The sequence below is a fragment of the Peribacillus sedimenti genome (genome assembly GCF_046237635.1).
In the GTDB taxonomy this organism is placed as follows: domain Bacteria; phylum Bacillota; class Bacilli; order Bacillales; family DSM-1321; genus Peribacillus; species Peribacillus sedimenti.
On record NZ_CP143547.1, the window covers coordinates 4,055,770 to 4,073,111 of the forward strand.

The following is a 17,342-nucleotide window of genomic DNA, read 5'->3' on the forward strand; positions in this document are numbered from 1 at the left end:
AAATAACAGGCCAAAATAAAAACAGACTGTAGCAAGCTCGATTAATTATCGCGTTTGTCTACAGTCCAATTTTGGATCATTATTTTTTCAGTTTGGCAAATGCTTTTTCTGCAGCACTGATCGTTTTCTCAATATCCTCATCAGTATGAGCGGTGGATAAGAACAAGCCCTCGAATTGTGATGGAGGCAGGTACACTCCCTGCTCTGCCATCTCGCGGAAATATGCTGCAAAGAAATCTAAATCGGAAGTCTTTGCTATGTCATAGTTAGTGACTTTCTCATTCGTAAAGAATAGGCCGATCATGGAGCCTGCACGGTTAAATGTGCAAGGGATGCCATATTTCCGGGCAGCTTCGCCAATTCCTTGTTCGAGCAGATCGCCCTTCCGCTTGAATTCTTCATAAACCGCCGGGGTTAATTGTTTTAACGTTTCATATCCTGCTGTCATGGCAAGCGGATTTCCAGAAAGCGTCCCCGCCTGATAAATGGTACCGCTTGGAGCAATATTCTCCATTATTTCTCTTTTTCCGCCGAATGCCCCAACAGGCAGTCCTCCGCCAATCACTTTTCCTAGACATGTGATATCCGGGTCCACCTTGTAATAGCCTTGTGCACAATTGTAATCGACACGGAAGCCTGTCATCACTTCATCAAAGATCAATAATGAACCATTCTTTGCCGTGATTTCCCTTAATCCTTCAAGGAAGCCCGGCAGTGGGGGAACAACACCCATATTGCCTGCTACCGGTTCCACGATGATAGCGGCCATATCTTCTCCGTATTGCTCGAAAGCATATCTTACGCTATCAAGATCATTGTACGGTACGGTAACCGTATTTTTTGCCACACCCTCCGGTACTCCAGGGCTGTCGGGCAGACCTAATGTAGCAACGCCAGAACCAGCTTTAATCAATAACGAGTCACCGTGGCCATGGTAGCTTCCTTCAAATTTAAGAATCTTGTTGCGTCCAGTATATCCCCGTGCCAACCGAAGTGCACTCATTGTCGCTTCTGTCCCTGAAGAAACCATCCGGATCATTTCGATGGATGGCACGCGCTCGATAACAAGCTCGGCTAATTTATTTTCACTCAGTGTAGAGGCACCAAAGCTGGTCCCAGTCTCCGCTACTTTTTTTAAAGCTTCGACTACCCTGTCGTTGGTATGGCCTAAAATTAGCGGCCCCCACGACAAAACATAATCTATATATTGATTCCCATCAATGTCATAAATTTTGGACCCTTTTCCACGCTCCATAAAGATTGGATCCATATCAACAGATTTAAAGGCACGTACTGGGCTATTTACCCCTCCAGGCATTAAATTCCGCGCTGTAGTGAACGCCTCTTTGGATTTTCCATATGATCGCATAAACATTCTCCTTGTCATCTAAAGGGTGATTGTGACCAGCCGTACCTCGTCTGGTGACGAGTGTATTGGCCTGCTCATTTGGCACTAATCAGTCGTTTAGCCAGCCCGCCACATCTTTTGCAAAATAAGTGATGATTAAATCTGCTCCTGCGCGCTTCATGCTTGTCAGCATCTCCATGACTATTGATTTTTCATCAATCCATCCGTTCTGGGCTGCTGCTTTGATCATGGAATATTCACCGCTGACATTATACGCAACTACTGGCAGGGTAAAATTATTCTTCACGTCACGAACAATATCCAAGTAGGACAGTGCAGGCTTAACAATCAGGAAATCCGCTCCTTCATTAACATCTGATTCAGCTTCGCGGAAAGCCTCCAGCCTATTTGCATAATCCATCTGGTATGTTTTGCGGTCCCCGAACTGGGGAGCTCCATTAGCCGCTTCTCTAAATGGTCCGTAGAAGGCTGATGCATACTTAACTGCATAAGACATGACCGGGATATCCTGATATCCGGCCTCATCCAGCCCGGCACGGATTGCTGCGACGAAACCATCCATCATGTTGGACGGTGCGATAATATCTGCCCCTGCCTCAGCCTGGCTGATAGCTGTTTTTACAAGAAGTTCAAGTGACTCATCGTTTAGGATTTTGCCATTTTCGACGACCCCGCAATGTCCATGGCTTGTATATTCACATAAGCAAGTATCAGCGATAACGACAATCTCTGGAAAGTCCTTTTTAATCTGGCGTGTTGCTTCCTGTACCAAACCATTATGGCAGTAAGCGCCAGTTCCTTGCTCATCCTTGTCATGCTCATGAGGGACACCAAATAAGATAACAGATGGTATGCCAAGGCTGCTGACCTCTTCCATCTCAGCCTTTAAATAATCCAATGAAATTTGAAATACTCCAGGCATGGAGGTTACTTCATTTTTTACACCATTTCCATCGATAATGAAGATCGGATAAATCAAGTCTTCTTTATGAAGATACGTTTCCCGGACTAATGCCCTCATACCGGCAGTATTCCGCAAACGGCGGTGACGATTGAATTGAAGATTATTCATAACACTTCCTCCTAGTCCTTTTCCATTTGAAAATATTTTCCCAAGCTTATGGCCATTTCTTCTACAGTGTACACAGCCGGACATGCCGCCACGTTAAGACCGTACTTTTCGGCAGTTTGTTTAACAATTGGACCGATGCAGGCAAAAACACATTTTTTAGCCTCTTGTTCCAGCCCGTGCCTCAACACAATATCCATGAAATGCTGCACTGTCGAGGAACTTGTGAACGTGATTGCATCCAGCACATGATCCTTCAGCAGATCTGCCAGTCGCCGTTCACTATCAGTTGGTATAACTGTTCGATACACAATAACTTCATCACATGTGGAACCGCTTTTATTGATAGCAGTGGATATCACATTGCGGGCAAGATTCCCTTTTGCCAGCAGTACCTTGGCTCCGGGCTGCAAAATTGGCAAGAATTCTTTTACAAAGGTTTCAGCTACAAATTCTGTTGGCATAAAATCTGGCATATACCCCAGCACCTTGAGCGCTTTGCATGTTTTGCTGCCTATTACAGCTATTTTGGGCAATTTGGATCCCTGATAATGTTGGAAGAAAAATTTTACACCATTCTGGCTTGTGAATATTACCCAGTCATATTGATCCACATCGGCCAATAATTTATCGGTAATCTCGTTATTTTCAATGTCAATAAAATCTATCAGGGGAATTGAATAAGCAATTCCCCCTGAATCCTCAATCTTGGAGATTAACGAGGCTGCCTGCTCCCGTCCCCTTGTAACAAGAATGTTATAGCCCTGGAGGGAGGTCTGCTCTCTCATTACTGGTCAAGCTCCTGCTTTACCTGGTCGATCAGTTGCTTGCCTCCTGCTTCTGTCAGCCTTCTTGCCGCTTCATAGCCAACCTCTTGCGGATTCATTCCTTTAACCTGCTCCTCAAACACCGTTTTTCCATCCGGTGAAGCAACTAAAGCCCTGAGGTTAATATAGCCATCTTCCACGGCCGCAAACCCGGCAACTGGAACCTGGCAGCCTCCCTCCATTTTGTACAGATAAGCTCTTTCTGCTTCCACTGCTGCTTTTGTTTCCACAGAGTTAAGCTTTTCCAGTTCAGCAAGAAGCTCATGATCATCTATTCTGCACTCAATGGAAAGTGCTCCTTGTCCGACTGCTGGAAGGCAGATATCCGGCTCAAGAAATTCAGTCACGACTTCCTGCTTCCAGCCGAGGCGAGAAAGCCCTGCTGCCGCCAGAATAATCGCGTCATAGTCTTCATTTTTCAATTTATCCAGACGTGTATCAACATTTCCTCTTATCCACTTAATGTTCAAGTCAGGTCTCTTTGCAAGGAGCTGGGCACCTCTCCTAAGGCTGCTTGTTCCTATTACAGCCCCTTCCTTAAGCTCATTCAAGGAAAGTCCATTTTTCGATATTAATGCATCCCTATGGTCTTCTCTTGCCGGGATACATCCGATGGTCAGCCCCTCAGGGAGAATGGCAGGCATATCCTTCATACTATGTACAGCCATATCTATTTCCTTGTTTAGCATGGCCTGTTCGATTTCTTTAACAAACAGACCTTTCCCTCCCACCTTTGATAAAGTCACATCCAGGATTTCGTCACCTTTTGTAACGATTTCCTTAACCTCAAACTCAAAAGGCACGCCAAGCTGCTTAAATTGGTCAATGACCCAATTTGTTTGCGTTAGTGCCAGCTTACTTCTCCTTGAGCCCACGATAATTTTTCTCATTTTATCCTCCTATGTATACCAGAAGTGGAATTTTGAAAGAGTCCCGAACAGGGAAAAATTAATAATCACGACTAAAAATGAAGCTATATTGATTAAAGCCAATGTTTTACCGTAAACCTGCTTCCGTACTTTTAAATATAGATATACACTGTAGGCGGCCAATACTGTGAACGAGCCGATGATTTTCGGATCGAACCAGAAAAGGTCAGGAACTTTAATGTAAGCCCATTGCAGTCCGAGAATCACTGAGAATAAAAGCATTGGCACTCCAATGACTGAAAGAACATACGACATATGCTCGAGTTTCGACAGATCTCCCAGCCTTACGAGCCGCTTCCCCCATTTTTTCCTCTTAAGTAAATCATATTGTATTAAGTAGAGCAATGAAAACACAAAGGCAAGGGAAAAAGCTCCATACGAAAGGATAGCCATTGTTATATGGATAAGGAGCAGTTCCGAAACCAGTCTCTGGGCATGTACGGATGACTCCATCTGTACCGGTGCGAAGGTGTGTACGGCCATCACGATAAAACCAAGTACATTTGTAAAGAAAACCGTAAAGTCTACTCTTAGCAATCTATTAATGGCAAGTGACAGGGTAATCAAAACCCACGCATAGAAATACAATCCTTCAAAAATGGTGAGCACCGGGAATCTTCCCGTCTTTACCATATAAAGAAATAAAAAAATTGTTTGTAAAAGCCAAACAATTGCAAGAAGCCAGAAGGCAATGCGGTTTGCCTTCCGGTTATTATGAAGAAAATCGATAAAATATAATAGCACGCTTAACGCATACAGCAGTACGGTACCTTCATGCAATCTAGTTAATGATAACTCTAACATAGGATACCCCGTTTAGGCCTGGGCAGGCATGGAATGTAGAGCTGGTATTGAATTCTCTTTATGCTCTTGCACTGCCGGAGTCTGTTCCATCACCAAATCCTCAAGATTGAAGATTTTCATAAATCTGTTCAATGCATCACTTGCATCGGGATCATCAGCAATTTCCTTCGCATATAGTATAGGATCCTTCAGCATTTGATTAATAATGCTCTTCGTATGCTTGTTCAGCACCTTAAAATCTCGTTCGCTTAAATGAGGCAGCTTTCTCTCAAGGCTGTTCATCGTTTCTTTCTGGATGGTTAATGCCTTTTCACGTAGAGCTGAAATAACCGGTACAACGCCAAGAAGGTTAACCCACTGGTTGAATTGCACAATCTCAGCTTCAATCATGATCAAGATTTTTTCGGCCGCAACCTTTCGTTCCTGCAGATTGGCCTGCACGATTCCTTCAAGATCATCAATATCATAAAGGAATACATTGTCATTCTTCGCAAGCTTAGGGTCTAAATCCCTCGGAACAGCGATATCCACCATAAAGATCGGCCGTCCCTTTCTCAGCTTGTTTACCGAATCCATCATTTCATGGGTTACAACGAAATCCTTTGACCCAGTTGAAGTAATTAATATATCAGTCTCTATCAATGCACACTGCAATTCCTGCAGCTGTCTTGCATGTCCCGAAAAACGTTCTGCAAGTGCCACAGCCTTTTCAAATGTACGGTTAATTACAGTGATATGATCCGCACCGTTGCTGTAAAGGTTTTGAATAGCAAGCTCTCCCATTTTCCCGGCACCTAAGATGAGGACATTCTTACCTGAGAGACTGCCAAAGATTTTTTTAGCAAGCTCAACAGCAGCATAGCTTACAGAGACAGCATTTGTGTTAATTTCTGTTTCTGCATGCGCCTTTTTAGCAAGCGTCAGCGCCTGCTGGAATAGATGATTGAAGACAGTTCCGATGGTTTGTTCCTGTTGGGCAAGCATGAAGCTGGAACGGACCTGTCCAAGAATCTGCGTCTCTCCAAGAACCATTGAATTCAAGCCGCAGGTTACATGGAAAAGATGCTCGACTGCACCATCGCCTTCATATATAAATAGAAAAGGAGAAAATTCTTTTTGATCTATTTCGAACCACTCAGATAGAAATTCTTTTATATAGTATCTGGCTGTATGGAGCTGGTCTGCCACAGCATAAATTTCCGTTCTATTACAAGTGGAAACAATGATATTTTCCAGGATACTTTTTTTATTTGAAAGAGCCTTCATTGCATCCGCAAGTTCGGCTTCGTTAAAAGATAGTTTTTCACGAATTTCTACTGGGGCGGTCTTATAGTTTAATCCAACTGTCAGAATATGCATGCTTAACACCCCCAGCTAAATAAGAAGTTTATAATCCTCAACCATTATAACATGTATAATACAAATTAAACGCAAAAAATATGAACAGTTAATGAATTCATATGCTACCATATTAATGATACAAACAATATTCATCCAACATTCAATATTTACCCAATTCGACATACCGTACAAAAGTACCATACCAAAATCGATACATAACATCAAGTATTCGAACTGACTTAGGAGGCTATAATTTGAAGACACAAAGAATTTTCCCTGGCGTCATACTTATAGGTTTTGGGCTCTATTTTTTTCTGGAACAGTCCCAAGTGGATATTTTCCCTGGTTTTTATACATGGCCCACTCTTTTATGTATTGTAGGGATTGCTTTTTTGGCCCAGGCCTATGCTGGCAAGGATAATGAATCCATTCTTCCCGGAGTGATTCTTTTCGGGTTTGGACTGCATTTCCATATGATTGAAAGATTTAAAGCCTGGCCTGATCACATAGGGATATTCATATTGATCATCGCCCTGGGGTTTATTCTGAAGGCAAGAAAGACGAACAGCGGGATGTTTCACGGGCTGCTTTTATTAGTTGTTTCCATACTCACCTTATTTTATGACAAGGTATTTACCTGGCTGGGGACTTTAGAATCAAGCTTTTCCAACGCATTAAAATTCTGGCCATTTGTCCTGATTGCTGCAGGAGGTTATATGCTTTTCTTCAAAAAGAAATGAGAATCAGGCTTATTCCTGATTCTCATTTCTTTCTCTTTCAAAAACAGCCCCAAGCCTCTGTTGTAAAAAAAGATTAAAGTAATCATTCATGGGAGTCACTTCTTCATTTATTAACACCCTGTACCTTACATTCGCCGTTTTTGCTAGAGTCGGCAGCATATTGACAGGAGAGACAGAAAGGGAAGTGCCCATCACCAGGAAAAGGTCAGCTTTCATGACTGCTTCTTCTGCTTCTTCCCATCCATGTATGGCGTCCCCGTATAAAACAATCCCTGGATTCAAGACTGTGCCGCACTGTTTGCACACCGGGGTATCATATTCCAGCACATAAGAAAACTCATAGGAGCATCCGCATAATGGACATTCTGGGGTCATTACAGAACCATGGACTTCAATCACCTTGCTGCTGCCCGCCTTATGATGCAGGCCATCAACATTTTGAGTAATAATCGTGACATCCTTTCCTTGCCTTTCAAGGGCTTTAAGAAATAAATGTGCGGAATTTGGTTCATACTGATCCAGGGATGAGAGATGAAAAATTTGTTTATAATTGTTCCAGAATTTCTCCGGATTCCGGTTGAAATAGGGCCTTGAAAGATAGGCTTCGATCGGCTCATCCTTGTTAAACCATCCCGCCTCTGAGCGGAAATCCTTTAGGCCGCTTTCCGTGCTCACACCTGCCCCCGTCAAAACAGCTATCCTGATGCTGCTGTCTATCCAACTCTCCAGTTTATCAAGCTGCTCTGCCTCTTTCATCGGTCAACAACCCTTCCGTAGGATATGTATGTAGTTCCTTGTTCGTTCTATAGCAACACTGCAGCTAGCGTTAATATAAGAAAGTAATGGCATTTTGATAAAAAGAGGCAAGGGGATCCCCCTGCCTCTTTAACTATCTACATAAAACTTTGCAGGGCAGCCCAAGCCTGATCCTTCCCCTGGCCTGTTTCCCCTGAAAACAATATCAACTCATCTTCTTTATCCATATCAAGAGTCTCTCTTGTTACCTTTAGATGCTTTTGCCACTTTCCTTTAGGAATTTTATCTGCCTTGGTAGCAATGACGATACATGGCAAGTCATGATGCTTTAAAAAATCATACATCAACACATCGTCCTGTGTTGGCGGATGGCGTAGATCTACAATCAACAGTGCAGCTCTTAATTGCTCGCGCATGGTAAAATACGTCTCGATCATTTTTCCCCAGGCTGCGCGCTCGGACTTAGAAACTTTGGCATAGCCATATCCGGGAACATCCACAAAATGCATGGAGTCATTGATGATATAAAAATTCAATGTCTGAGTCTTTCCCGGCTTTGATGAAGTCCTTGCAAGGTTCTTCCTGTTTATCATTTTATTGATGAAACTTGATTTACCTACATTCGATCTCCCAGCCAGAGCAAACTCTGGATATGGTTCAGCCGGGTATTGTTCAGGCTTGACAGCACTGATTACAATATCCGCGCTTGTCACTTTCATTCATTGTCACCTGCCAGTGCATGCTCAAGAACTTCATCGACATGAGAGACAAGAACAAATTCCAGTTCGTTGCGGACTGTTTCTGGAATATCCTCGATATCCTTTTCGTTGTCCTTAGGGCATATTACTTTTGTCAGGCCTGCCCGGTGTGCGCTTAAGGATTTCTCTTTAAGTCCGCCAATAGGCAAGACCCTGCCTCGTAATGTAATTTCCCCTGTCATACCGACTTCCCGTCTTATCGGTCTTCCAGTAAGGGCGGATATCAGTGCAGTAGCAATCGTAATACCTGCAGACGGTCCATCTTTTGGCACGGCCCCTTCAGGCACATGGATATGAATATCATATTTCTCATGGAAGTTTGGCTCTATGCCCAGCTGTTCTGTTTTGGAACGGATATAACTGAATGCAGCCTGAGCTGACTCTTTCATAACATCCCCAAGCTTTCCGGTTAACACAAGTTTTCCTTTTCCCGGAGCCAATGATACCTCGATCTGCAAAGTGTCCCCGCCTACAGTTGTATATGCAAGTCCTGTTGCCACTCCTACCTGGTCCTCAAGCTCCGCCTGTCCATAACGGAACATTGGCTTCCCTAAAAATTCCTCCACATTCTTATCAGAGACCACTACGCGTTTCTTGTCTCCTGATACCACAATTCGAGCGGTTTTGCGGCAAATGCTTGCAAGCTGACGTTCCAGGCTCCGCACACCTGCCTCCCTTGTGTAGTAGCGGATAATTCTAAAGAAACCATCATCACGGATTTGAAGCTGGGATTTTTGCAGCCCATGCTCCTCCAGCTGGCGTGGAAGCAAATGGTCCTTGGCAATGTGGAGCTTTTCGATTTCAGTATAGCCCGCTATTGAAATGATTTCCATACGGTCTCTCAAAGGGCCCGGTATCGTGGCCAAATTGTTGGCCGTTGCAATAAACATTACTTTTGAAAGATCATACGGTTCCTCAATGTAATGATCGCTAAAATTATGATTTTGTTCAGGGTCCAATACTTCTAACATTGCTGCGGATGGGTCTCCCCGGAAATCATTGGACATTTTGTCGATCTCATCAAGCAGGAATACCGGATTGACGGTTCCCGCTTTCTTCATACCCTGAATGATCCTGCCCGGCATGGCACCAACATATGTCCTTCTATGACCGCGAATTTCTGATTCATCCCGTACACCTCCCAGTGAGACACGGACAAAATTGCGGTTTAACGATGTAGCTATAGACTTAGCCAAGCTCGTTTTACCGACTCCCGGAGGTCCTGCAAGACAAAGGATGGGACCTTTCAATGAACGTGTCAGCTGCTGCACTGCCAGGTATTCCAATACACGTTCCTTTACCTTTTCAAGACCATGATGATCACGGTTCAGGATTTTTTCTGCCTTTTGGACATTTAAGTCATCCTTGGTCGAGTTTGTCCACGGAATGGATACCAGCCAATCTATATAATTGCGAATTACAGCACTTTCAGCTGAAGTCGTAGGCACTTTTTCATATCGATCCAGTTCTTTGAACGCTGTTTCCTTCACATGGTCCGGCATCCCTGCCGCCTCAATTTTCTCGGTAAGCTGCGCGACCTCTCCGGTTTTCCCTTCCTTGTCTCCCAGCTCCTTCTGTATTGCTTTCATCTGTTCGCGAAGGTAGTATTCCTTCTGTGTTCTTTCCATAGAGCGTTTGACCCGCTGGCCAATTTTCTTTTCGAGATTAAGGACTTCCTTTTCGTTGTTGATGATCTCGATTACACGGCTAAGGCGTTCCTTTACGTCTATTGTTTCAAGGATCTCCTGCTTTTCCTTTGGTTTCAGCGGCAGATGGGAAGCGACTATATCGGCCAGTCTGCCTGGCTCTTCGATGTCAGCAGTAGAAGAAAAGGTCTCATTTGAAATTTTCTTGGACATCTTAATGTACTGCTCAAAATAATCGAGCAGGGTCCGCATAAGGGCCTCATGCTCGGTTTCTTTCTCTGTGCTATCCTCATATACTTTAAGCCGGGCGCTGAAATATATGTCATTATCGTAAAATGCGTCTATTTCCGCACGGTTTAATCCTTCGACTAAAACACGGATTGTCCCGTTAGGAAGCTTAAGCATCTGCTTTACTTTTGTGAGTGTTCCCATTTGATATATGTCATCTTCGCCTGGCTCATCCAGGGATATATCTTTTTGTGTCGTTAAAAAGATAAGATGCTCTTCCACCATTGCTTTCTCAAGGGCTTGTACAGATTTTTCCCTTCCAACATCCAAGTGAAGCACCATAGTCGGATATACAAGCAGTCCTCTAAGCGGCAGGAGGGGGACGATGATTTCGTTATCAGCCATTGCCTGACACCTCCAAATCTAAAATTGCATGGTTATGCATTTGGTCTATCGGTTTCTTTTGCTAAAGTGTAACATTATTTGTGTCAATGCGTTAATGATACACTTTGAAATTTTTCCAAAGAGTTAAAAAATATTACCAGTCATGCCAACCTTTAAACAATTCTAACTTATTTACAAACAAATTGTCTATCTGTTTGTATCACTGATGTTTTTCCCTATATTAGATAAGAAAAAACGGTTTATTTTCGATTGCTCCGTACAGATACTTCGATGCATGCGCCTAAAATTAAAAATCAGATGCTCTCTCTTTTTGGTAAATCTCCCAGCTCTGAAAGGATATCCTCCGCTATAAGTTCCTTCTTTAGCGTTCTTTCAAATACTTCTTTTACATGGCGGACAGGAATTATTTCTATTCCCTCTATATCCTTAATAATCGACTGAGCATTATCTGCCGGAATGATCACAGCAGTGACACCGGCCTGCTTCGCCGCCTTAACCTTTGGTATTACACCACCGATTGGTTTTACATTCCCATGTATGCTTATTTCGCCTGTCATGGCAATGGTATGGTCCACCGGAATTTTATATATGGCAGAATAGATGCCTGTAGCCATTGAAATCCCCGCTGACGGTCCGTCGATCGGCACTCCTCCTGGAAAGTTAACATGGATATCGAAGCGGTCTGCAGGAACACCAAGGGATCTTAGAACGGTGATAACATTTTCGACAGAGCCTTTCGCCATGCTCTTTCTTCGGATGGATTTTCCGCCGCCTCCAATGCTCTCTTCTTCAGCGATTCCGGTTATATTTATGCTGCCTTTTTCAGCTGCAGGCACCACAGTGACCTCAATTTCCAGAAGCATCCCGCTGTTCGGTCCGCTTACCGCCAGGCCATTAACCAATCCAACTTTTGGCTTTGTTCCAATTTTAGCATCCAGACGCGGATTCAGCTGGCTGCTATTCGCAATCCATACGATATCCTCGTCCAAAATTTCTGTTCTGTCCTCCGTTATTGCCAAACCAGCCAGGGTTTGAACCATATTTACAGCTTCACGGCCATTCCGGGCGTAATCGGAAATCATTTTAAGCCCATTCTCACTTATACGCAGGTTTACTTTGCGAACCGCGTTCATTGCGACCTCAACAATTTCATTCCTGTCAAGTTCCCTGAAAAATACTTCCAGGCATCTTGAACGAATCGCAGGAGGAATTTCATTTGGTGTTCTGGTGGTGGCTCCGACCAGCCGGAAATCTGCAGGGAAGCCATTTTTGAAAATATCATGTATATGTGTCGGAATATTTGCATTTTCCTCTTGATAATAGGCGCTTTCCAAAAACACTTTACGGTCCTCAAGTACCTTTAACAGTTTATTCATCTGGATAGGGTGCAATTCACCTATTTCGTCGATAAAAAGAATCCCGCCATGCGCATTGGTGACAGCTCCCTGCTTGGGCTGAGGTATTCCTGCCTGCCCCATTGCGCCTGCCCCCTGATAAATCGGGTCATGAACCGAGCCAATGAGCGGGTCTGCAATTCCTCTTTCATCAAAACGTGCTGTAGTTGCATCCAATTCAACAAACACAGCAGAAGACTTAAAAGGAGATTTCGGGTTTCTTTTTGCTTCCTCTAATACTAGTCGGGCGGCTGCTGTCTTGCCCACTCCCGGCGGCCCATAGATGATAACATGCTGCGGATTGGGGCCGCATAATGCAGCCTTCAAGGTTTTGATCCCGTCTTCCTGGCCAACAATGTCAGCAAAAGCAGCCGGGCGGACTCTCTCGGAAAGAGGTTCGGTCAACGAGATTGACCGCATCTTCCTCAATTGGTCCATTTCCTTTCTGGATTCCCTGTCTATGGTAACCTTTTGTGACCTTTGCCCCTTTAATAAATTTAAAAAGTAAAGGCCAATTACAATTCCAAAAAATAATTGGATTAACAACGCAATTCCAGTCCAGCTCATCACATTCCCTCCTGCAACCCTTGTATGTAGTACTGCTAGTATCCCCCTTGATGAATCTAATTAATCCAATTATTCAGAGGATCGTTTTCGTACATTGCATCAAAAGTTTGTGCAGCAGGGCGGTGAATTGATGCTTGAAAGCAATAAAAAAGAGCGGCCATGTTGGCAGCTCTATTCTAATGCTTAAGCAGAGGTTTTCTTTTCTTCACCTTTTACAGTCGTTCCGTCAGTTAACACCAGCTTTGGAGGTTTGCCTTCAGAAACAGTTTCCCCGGTGATAATACATTTCTCGATATCGTCACGGGAAGGCAAATCAAACATGACTTCCAGCATGATTCCTTCAATGATTGATCGTAAGCCACGTGCACCAGTCTTGCGTTCAATTGCCTTTTTAGCGATCTCGACAAGTGCTTCTTTTTCAAATTCCAAGTCCACGTTATCGAGCTCAAGCATTTTTTGATATTGCTTGACTAGAGCATTTTTTGGCTTTGTAAGTATTTCAATAAGCGCATCCTCATCAAGTTGTTCAAGGGTAGCGATTACCGGCAAACGACCGATAAATTCAGGAATTAGTCCGAAACGCAGCAAGTCTTCAGGCAACACCTTGGAAAGAAGTTCTTTTTCCTTTACATCATCCTTCTTATTATCTGAACCAAAGCCTATTACTTTTTGCCCAAGTCGGCGTTTGATGATTGGCTCAATTCCGTCAAATGCTCCTCCGCAGATGAAAAGGATGTTCGTTGTATCAATTTGGATGAATTCCTGATGAGGGTGTTTGCGTCCTCCTTGAGGCGGCACGCTTGCAACCGTTCCTTCAAGGATTTTAAGCAATGCCTGCTGAACACCTTCACCTGAAACGTCACGAGTGATGGATGGGTTTTCGGATTTACGGGCCACTTTATCGATTTCATCGATATAGATTATGCCTTTTTCCGCCTTTTCTACATCATAATCGGCAGCCTGGATTAGTTTTAGCAGGATATTTTCTACATCCTCCCCCACATAGCCAGCTTCTGTTAAGGAAGTAGCATCAGCAATTGCAAACGGAACATTCAATAATCGGGCCAATGTTTGTGCAAGAAGGGTTTTACCGCTTCCTGTCGGTCCTATTAACGCAATGTTGCTCTTTGAAAGCTCTACATCGTCTACCTTGCTATTGGAGTTAATCCTTTTATAATGATTGTACACCGCAACCGCAAGGGATTTCTTCGCCTGCTCCTGCCCGATCACATACTCGTCAAGAATTTCGCGGATTTCTTTTGGCTTTGGTACGTCCTTAAATTCCACTTCTTCTTCAGTACCAAGTTCTTCCTCCACGATTTCTGTGCAGAGCTCAATACATTCATCACAAATATATACACCAGGACCCGCTACGAGCTTGCGCACCTGTTCTTGTGTTTTGCCGCAAAAAGAACATTTTAGCTGTCCTTTTTCATCATTAAATTTAAACATGAACTCTCACCCCTTTTAAACTCTTCCAATCTATACACAGAGAAGGCTCTGTTAATGTTTAGACATTCCTTCTTTGTAAGCACCTAATGTTATGTGTTGATTTGCATTGTAGCATGTTCCCGCCCGTAATGTAAGAAAAATGCTTATAACAATGTAAGTTGTCCAAAAAAAATCCATTAATATGTATTTTGCCCTTTACCAGTTTTCCCAAACCTTTAGAAATAAAAAACAAGGATCATACAAATATGTATATGCAGCGTTAGCATTAATCTACACTGAAAATAGCAAAAAATCAATCAGGAAAAATTTGCAAAAGTACAAAAAGGGGCCGCTAACTTTTCATCCATTCAAGATATGTATAAAACAAGGCACGAATATTCGCGCCTTGTCCCGTAATATGCATTATTATTCAGCTGATGCTTCTACAGTTTTGCTGTTTTCAACAAGAAAATCAATGGCTTTGCGGATTCTTAGATCGGATTTAACTCCGTCAAGGCTTCCAAGCGCTTTCTTGATTGTTTCAGCATCCATGTTATACATTTCAGCCATTTTTTCCACTTCTGCATTAACATCTTCTTCAGTAGCTTCAATATTTTCTGCATCAGCGATTGCTTCAAGAGTTAAGCTTGTACGTACACGTCCTTCAGCTTCCTCTTTCATTTGGCTTTTTAGAGCTTCCTCATCTTGGCCGGAGAATTGATAGTAAAGCTCAAGGTTCATGCCCTGGCTTTGAAGACGCTGTTCGAATTCCTGCATCATCCGCTCAACTTCATTCTCAACCATGACTTCCGGAATATCGATTTGTGCATTTTCAGAAGCTTTTTCAACCAAAGTATCCTGAACAAAATGCTCTTGCTGATGCTTTTTATCATGCTCAAGATTTTTTCTTGTCTTTTCTTTAAGCTCAGCAAGTGTTTCTACTTCATCATCTGCATCCTTCGCAAACTCATCATCAAGTTCGGGAAGCTGTTTTGTTTTGATTTCATGCAGCTTGACTTTGAATGTTGCAGGCTTGCCAGCTAGTTCAGCAGCATGATATTCCTCTGGGAAAGTAACTTCGATGTCCTTTTCCGCACCAGTTTCAAGGCCTACCAATTGATCTTCGAAACCAGGAATGAAAGAATTAGAACCAAGCTCTAATGAATAGTTATCAGAAGCTCCGCCTTCGAATGCCTCACCGTCAACAAATCCCTCGAAGTCGATTACAACTGAATCTCCAAGCTCAGCTCCGCCTTCTTCTTTCACTACTAGCTCAGCGTGGCGCTCCTGAAGGGACTTGATTGCTTCTTCAACTTCTTCATCTGTTACGTCTGTGTCGGATTTTTCAACTTCCAAACCTTTATATTCGCCTAGTTTCACTTCAGGCTTTACAGTTACAGTTGCCTTGAAGATTAGGTTTTGTCCCTTTTCCATTTGCTCTACGTCAATTTCAGGACGGTCAACCGGATTAATTCCAGCCTCTTCTACAGCTTGCGCATATGCGTCCGGAAGAATGATGTCAAGAGCATCCTGGTATAATGATTCTACACCGAATCTCTTTTCAAACATTTGGCGTGGCATTTTCCCTTTACGGAATCCAGGCACGTTTACTTGCTTCACTACCTTTTTGAAAGCAGCGTCAAGGCCCTCGTTAACTTTTGCAGCATCTACTTCAACAGTTAGGACGCCTTGGTTTCCTTCTAGCTTTTCCCATTGTACAGACATGTGTTTCCCTCCAAAAATCTATATACTTCATAAATTAAGTAACGGATGAATATGCTGGTCTTTTAAACAAGTCATCCTTCGGATATACCTAAATTCTTATGTACATCCGCAGTATTCGTGTATTATATACATTACAACCACTACATTATAACACAGGTTCGGCCTGTTTCAACAACTATAGCTTAAATAATGGGGTAAGAAATTTCTTCAATTTCCTTAAGATATGCGATGATATCGGCTATATCCTCAATATCTGCATCATAAAGTGCGGAGAGCTCATCCAGGTTTGGTTCGACCCCCTGATATTCCGCAGCTAAGGCATGGTAGGCAGCTGCCCACAGAGCAAATTCCCCTTCAGATGGGTCAAGTGGATAAAAAACGAAATAATGCCTTTCTATCAAACCTTGGACAATATCATTCAGGGTAGGATTTTCCTGCCCCAGATTCTTTTCTGCCAGATCACCAGTCTGAACCAGAAAAGAATCCTCCGATAAATCTCCAAGGGCGGCAGGAATGAGATCAATTGTCCTTGAAAACTTATGGACTTTAATTTTTTTGTCATATTCCTGTTCCTTTAAGATATTCAATAGGATAGTCTTTAAAAATGGATGCCTATGCTCGTCGACCAGGAACTTTTGTATATGGGGAATATATGGGCGGACGTTAACCTCCGCAAGCTTGGTGATAGCCAAAAGTATTTCCGTATCATTTTTGTTTTCGATAAGCTCATCCCAATTTACCGGCTGTTCCGGTTCATCCTTCTTCGCTGTTTGCGCTTTTTTTTCCTCGCGTACCCTCTTGCTGAATTGCAGCATTTTCTCGAAGTGTTCGACCTTATCCGGCGGCACCAGATTATCATCAAGCAAAGCTTCTATCACGGAAGTCATTTCATCATGCTCACCTAACTGAAGGAGCACCATTAAATAGATATTGACTACCTGGAAATAATCTCCTATCCCTTTTTTCAAGAGTTCATTGCAAAGGTCCCTGGCTTCAGGATAAAACCCTAGTTCTACCAATGACACAACAAGTCCTACATTCAGATCGGCGTTATCAGGTTCAAGCTCGCGCGCCTGGGAAAATAATTGTGCTGCCTGCCGGAAATCCTTTTGTGAAAGTCTCTCCAGTCCTTTATTTATAAGTCTTTCCGCCAAATTCGGAATCGGAATGATGTTATCATTTTTGTTTTGTCCGTTCATATGCAACTCCGCCCTGTGCTTATCATTTAATGAAAAACAGTTTAGCACGTAATTGTATGAAATACAAAATTTTCCGCCATTGCCGATCCTGCCATCCTTTCATTTGGCACTGCATGATGTAACTATAAATTTTATCCGCAGATGGAAAGTGTCC

Annotated in this window: 14 protein-coding genes; 1 reads left to right on the forward strand and 13 read right to left on the reverse strand. The window is 43.1% G+C overall.

What is annotated here, in order from left to right:
* Positions 1-79: 79 nt before the first annotated feature.
* The 6 genes from hemL to hemA form a co-directional block, all read right to left on the reverse strand.
* Positions 80-1,369: a glutamate-1-semialdehyde 2,1-aminomutase gene (gene hemL / locus V1500_RS19930; protein ID WP_409301986.1), complete on the reverse strand. Its 1,290-nt coding sequence runs from the start codon at positions 1,367-1,369 to the stop codon at positions 80-82.
* Between the two features lie 88 nt (positions 1,370-1,457).
* Entirely contained in the window at positions 1,458-2,441 is a 984-nt protein-coding gene (gene hemB / locus V1500_RS19935) for a porphobilinogen synthase (RefSeq protein WP_409301988.1), read from the reverse strand.
* A gap of 11 nt (positions 2,442-2,452) precedes the next feature.
* Positions 2,453-3,226 carry a uroporphyrinogen-III synthase gene (locus tag V1500_RS19940; protein WP_409301990.1) on the reverse strand — a complete coding sequence of 258 codons (774 nt, stop codon included), beginning with the start codon at positions 3,224-3,226 and terminating at the stop codon, positions 2,453-2,455.
* Positions 3,226-4,155 carry a hydroxymethylbilane synthase gene (hemC, locus tag V1500_RS19945; RefSeq protein WP_409301992.1) on the reverse strand — a complete coding sequence of 310 codons (930 nt, stop codon included), beginning with the start codon at positions 4,153-4,155 and terminating at the stop codon, positions 3,226-3,228. Before hemC ends, V1500_RS19940 begins: the two co-directional genes overlap by 1 nt.
* 9 nt (positions 4,156-4,164) lie before the next feature.
* Entirely contained in the window at positions 4,165-4,998 is an 834-nt protein-coding gene (locus V1500_RS19950) for an inner membrane protein YpjD (protein ID WP_409301994.1), read from the reverse strand.
* A gap of 12 nt (positions 4,999-5,010) precedes the next feature.
* Complete coding sequence (gene hemA, locus V1500_RS19955) at positions 5,011-6,357, reverse strand: glutamyl-tRNA reductase (RefSeq protein ID WP_409301996.1); 1,347 nt, start codon at positions 6,355-6,357, stop codon at positions 5,011-5,013.
* A gap of 236 nt (positions 6,358-6,593) precedes the next feature.
* Here hemA and V1500_RS19960 point away from each other — a divergent pair, with 236 nt between their 5' ends.
* Positions 6,594-7,079 (forward strand): LiaF transmembrane domain-containing protein, encoded by a 486-nt coding sequence (locus V1500_RS19960; protein WP_409301998.1) that lies wholly within the window; start codon positions 6,594-6,596, stop codon positions 7,077-7,079.
* Between the two features lie 9 nt (positions 7,080-7,088).
* On the opposite strand, the gene V1500_RS19965 is transcribed toward V1500_RS19960, so the two are convergent.
* From V1500_RS19965 to V1500_RS19995, 7 genes are all read right to left on the reverse strand, one after another.
* On the reverse strand, positions 7,089-7,835 hold the full coding sequence (locus V1500_RS19965; protein WP_409302000.1) for an NAD-dependent protein deacylase: 747 nt from the start codon (positions 7,833-7,835) through the stop codon (positions 7,089-7,091).
* A gap of 137 nt (positions 7,836-7,972) precedes the next feature.
* Positions 7,973-8,554 carry a ribosome biogenesis GTP-binding protein YihA/YsxC gene (yihA, locus tag V1500_RS19970; protein ID WP_409302002.1) on the reverse strand — a complete coding sequence of 194 codons (582 nt, stop codon included), beginning with the start codon at positions 8,552-8,554 and terminating at the stop codon, positions 7,973-7,975.
* Positions 8,551-10,872 carry an endopeptidase La gene (lon, locus tag V1500_RS19975; protein WP_409302004.1) on the reverse strand — a complete coding sequence of 774 codons (2,322 nt, stop codon included), beginning with the start codon at positions 10,870-10,872 and terminating at the stop codon, positions 8,551-8,553. Before lon ends, yihA begins: the two co-directional genes overlap by 4 nt.
* A gap of 293 nt (positions 10,873-11,165) precedes the next feature.
* Positions 11,166-12,833 (reverse strand): ATP-dependent protease LonB, encoded by a 1,668-nt coding sequence (gene lonB / locus V1500_RS19980; protein WP_409302006.1) that lies wholly within the window; start codon positions 12,831-12,833, stop codon positions 11,166-11,168.
* Between the two features lie 183 nt (positions 12,834-13,016).
* Positions 13,017-14,285 (reverse strand): ATP-dependent protease ATP-binding subunit ClpX, encoded by a 1,269-nt coding sequence (gene clpX / locus V1500_RS19985; protein WP_409302008.1) that lies wholly within the window; start codon positions 14,283-14,285, stop codon positions 13,017-13,019.
* A gap of 405 nt (positions 14,286-14,690) precedes the next feature.
* Positions 14,691-15,989 (reverse strand): trigger factor, encoded by a 1,299-nt coding sequence (gene tig, locus V1500_RS19990; RefSeq protein WP_409302010.1) that lies wholly within the window; start codon positions 15,987-15,989, stop codon positions 14,691-14,693.
* A gap of 182 nt (positions 15,990-16,171) precedes the next feature.
* Entirely contained in the window at positions 16,172-17,188 is a 1,017-nt protein-coding gene (locus V1500_RS19995) for a tetratricopeptide repeat protein (protein WP_409302012.1), read from the reverse strand.
* Positions 17,189-17,342 lie beyond the last annotated feature (154 nt).

Coding starts and splice junctions, on each gene's coding strand:
- hemL (WP_409301986.1), bottom strand. CDS start 1,369: ATGCGATCATATGGAAAATCCAAAGAGGCGTTCACTACAGCGCGGAAT.
- hemB (WP_409301988.1), bottom strand. CDS start 2,441: ATGAATAATCTTCAATTCAATCGTCACCGCCGTTTGCGGAATACTGCC.
- V1500_RS19940 (WP_409301990.1), bottom strand. CDS start 3,226: ATGAGAGAGCAGACCTCCCTCCAGGGCTATAACATTCTTGTTACAAGG.
- hemC (WP_409301992.1), bottom strand. CDS start 4,155: ATGAGAAAAATTATCGTGGGCTCAAGGAGAAGTAAGCTGGCACTAACG.
- V1500_RS19950 (WP_409301994.1), bottom strand. CDS start 4,998: ATGTTAGAGTTATCATTAACTAGATTGCATGAAGGTACCGTACTGCTG.
- hemA (WP_409301996.1), bottom strand. CDS start 6,357: ATGCATATTCTGACAGTTGGATTAAACTATAAGACCGCCCCAGTAGAA.
- V1500_RS19965 (WP_409302000.1), bottom strand. CDS start 7,835: ATGAAAGAGGCAGAGCAGCTTGATAAACTGGAGAGTTGGATAGACAGC.
- yihA (WP_409302002.1), bottom strand. CDS start 8,554: ATGAAAGTGACAAGCGCGGATATTGTAATCAGTGCTGTCAAGCCTGAA.
- lon (WP_409302004.1), bottom strand. CDS start 10,872: ATGGCTGATAACGAAATCATCGTCCCCCTCCTGCCGCTTAGAGGACTG.
- lonB (WP_409302006.1), bottom strand. CDS start 12,833: ATGAGCTGGACTGGAATTGCGTTGTTAATCCAATTATTTTTTGGAATT.
- clpX (WP_409302008.1), bottom strand. CDS start 14,285: ATGTTTAAATTTAATGATGAAAAAGGACAGCTAAAATGTTCTTTTTGC.
- tig (WP_409302010.1), bottom strand. CDS start 15,989: ATGTCTGTACAATGGGAAAAGCTAGAAGGAAACCAAGGCGTCCTAACT.
- V1500_RS19995 (WP_409302012.1), bottom strand. CDS start 17,188: ATGAACGGACAAAACAAAAATGATAACATCATTCCGATTCCGAATTTG.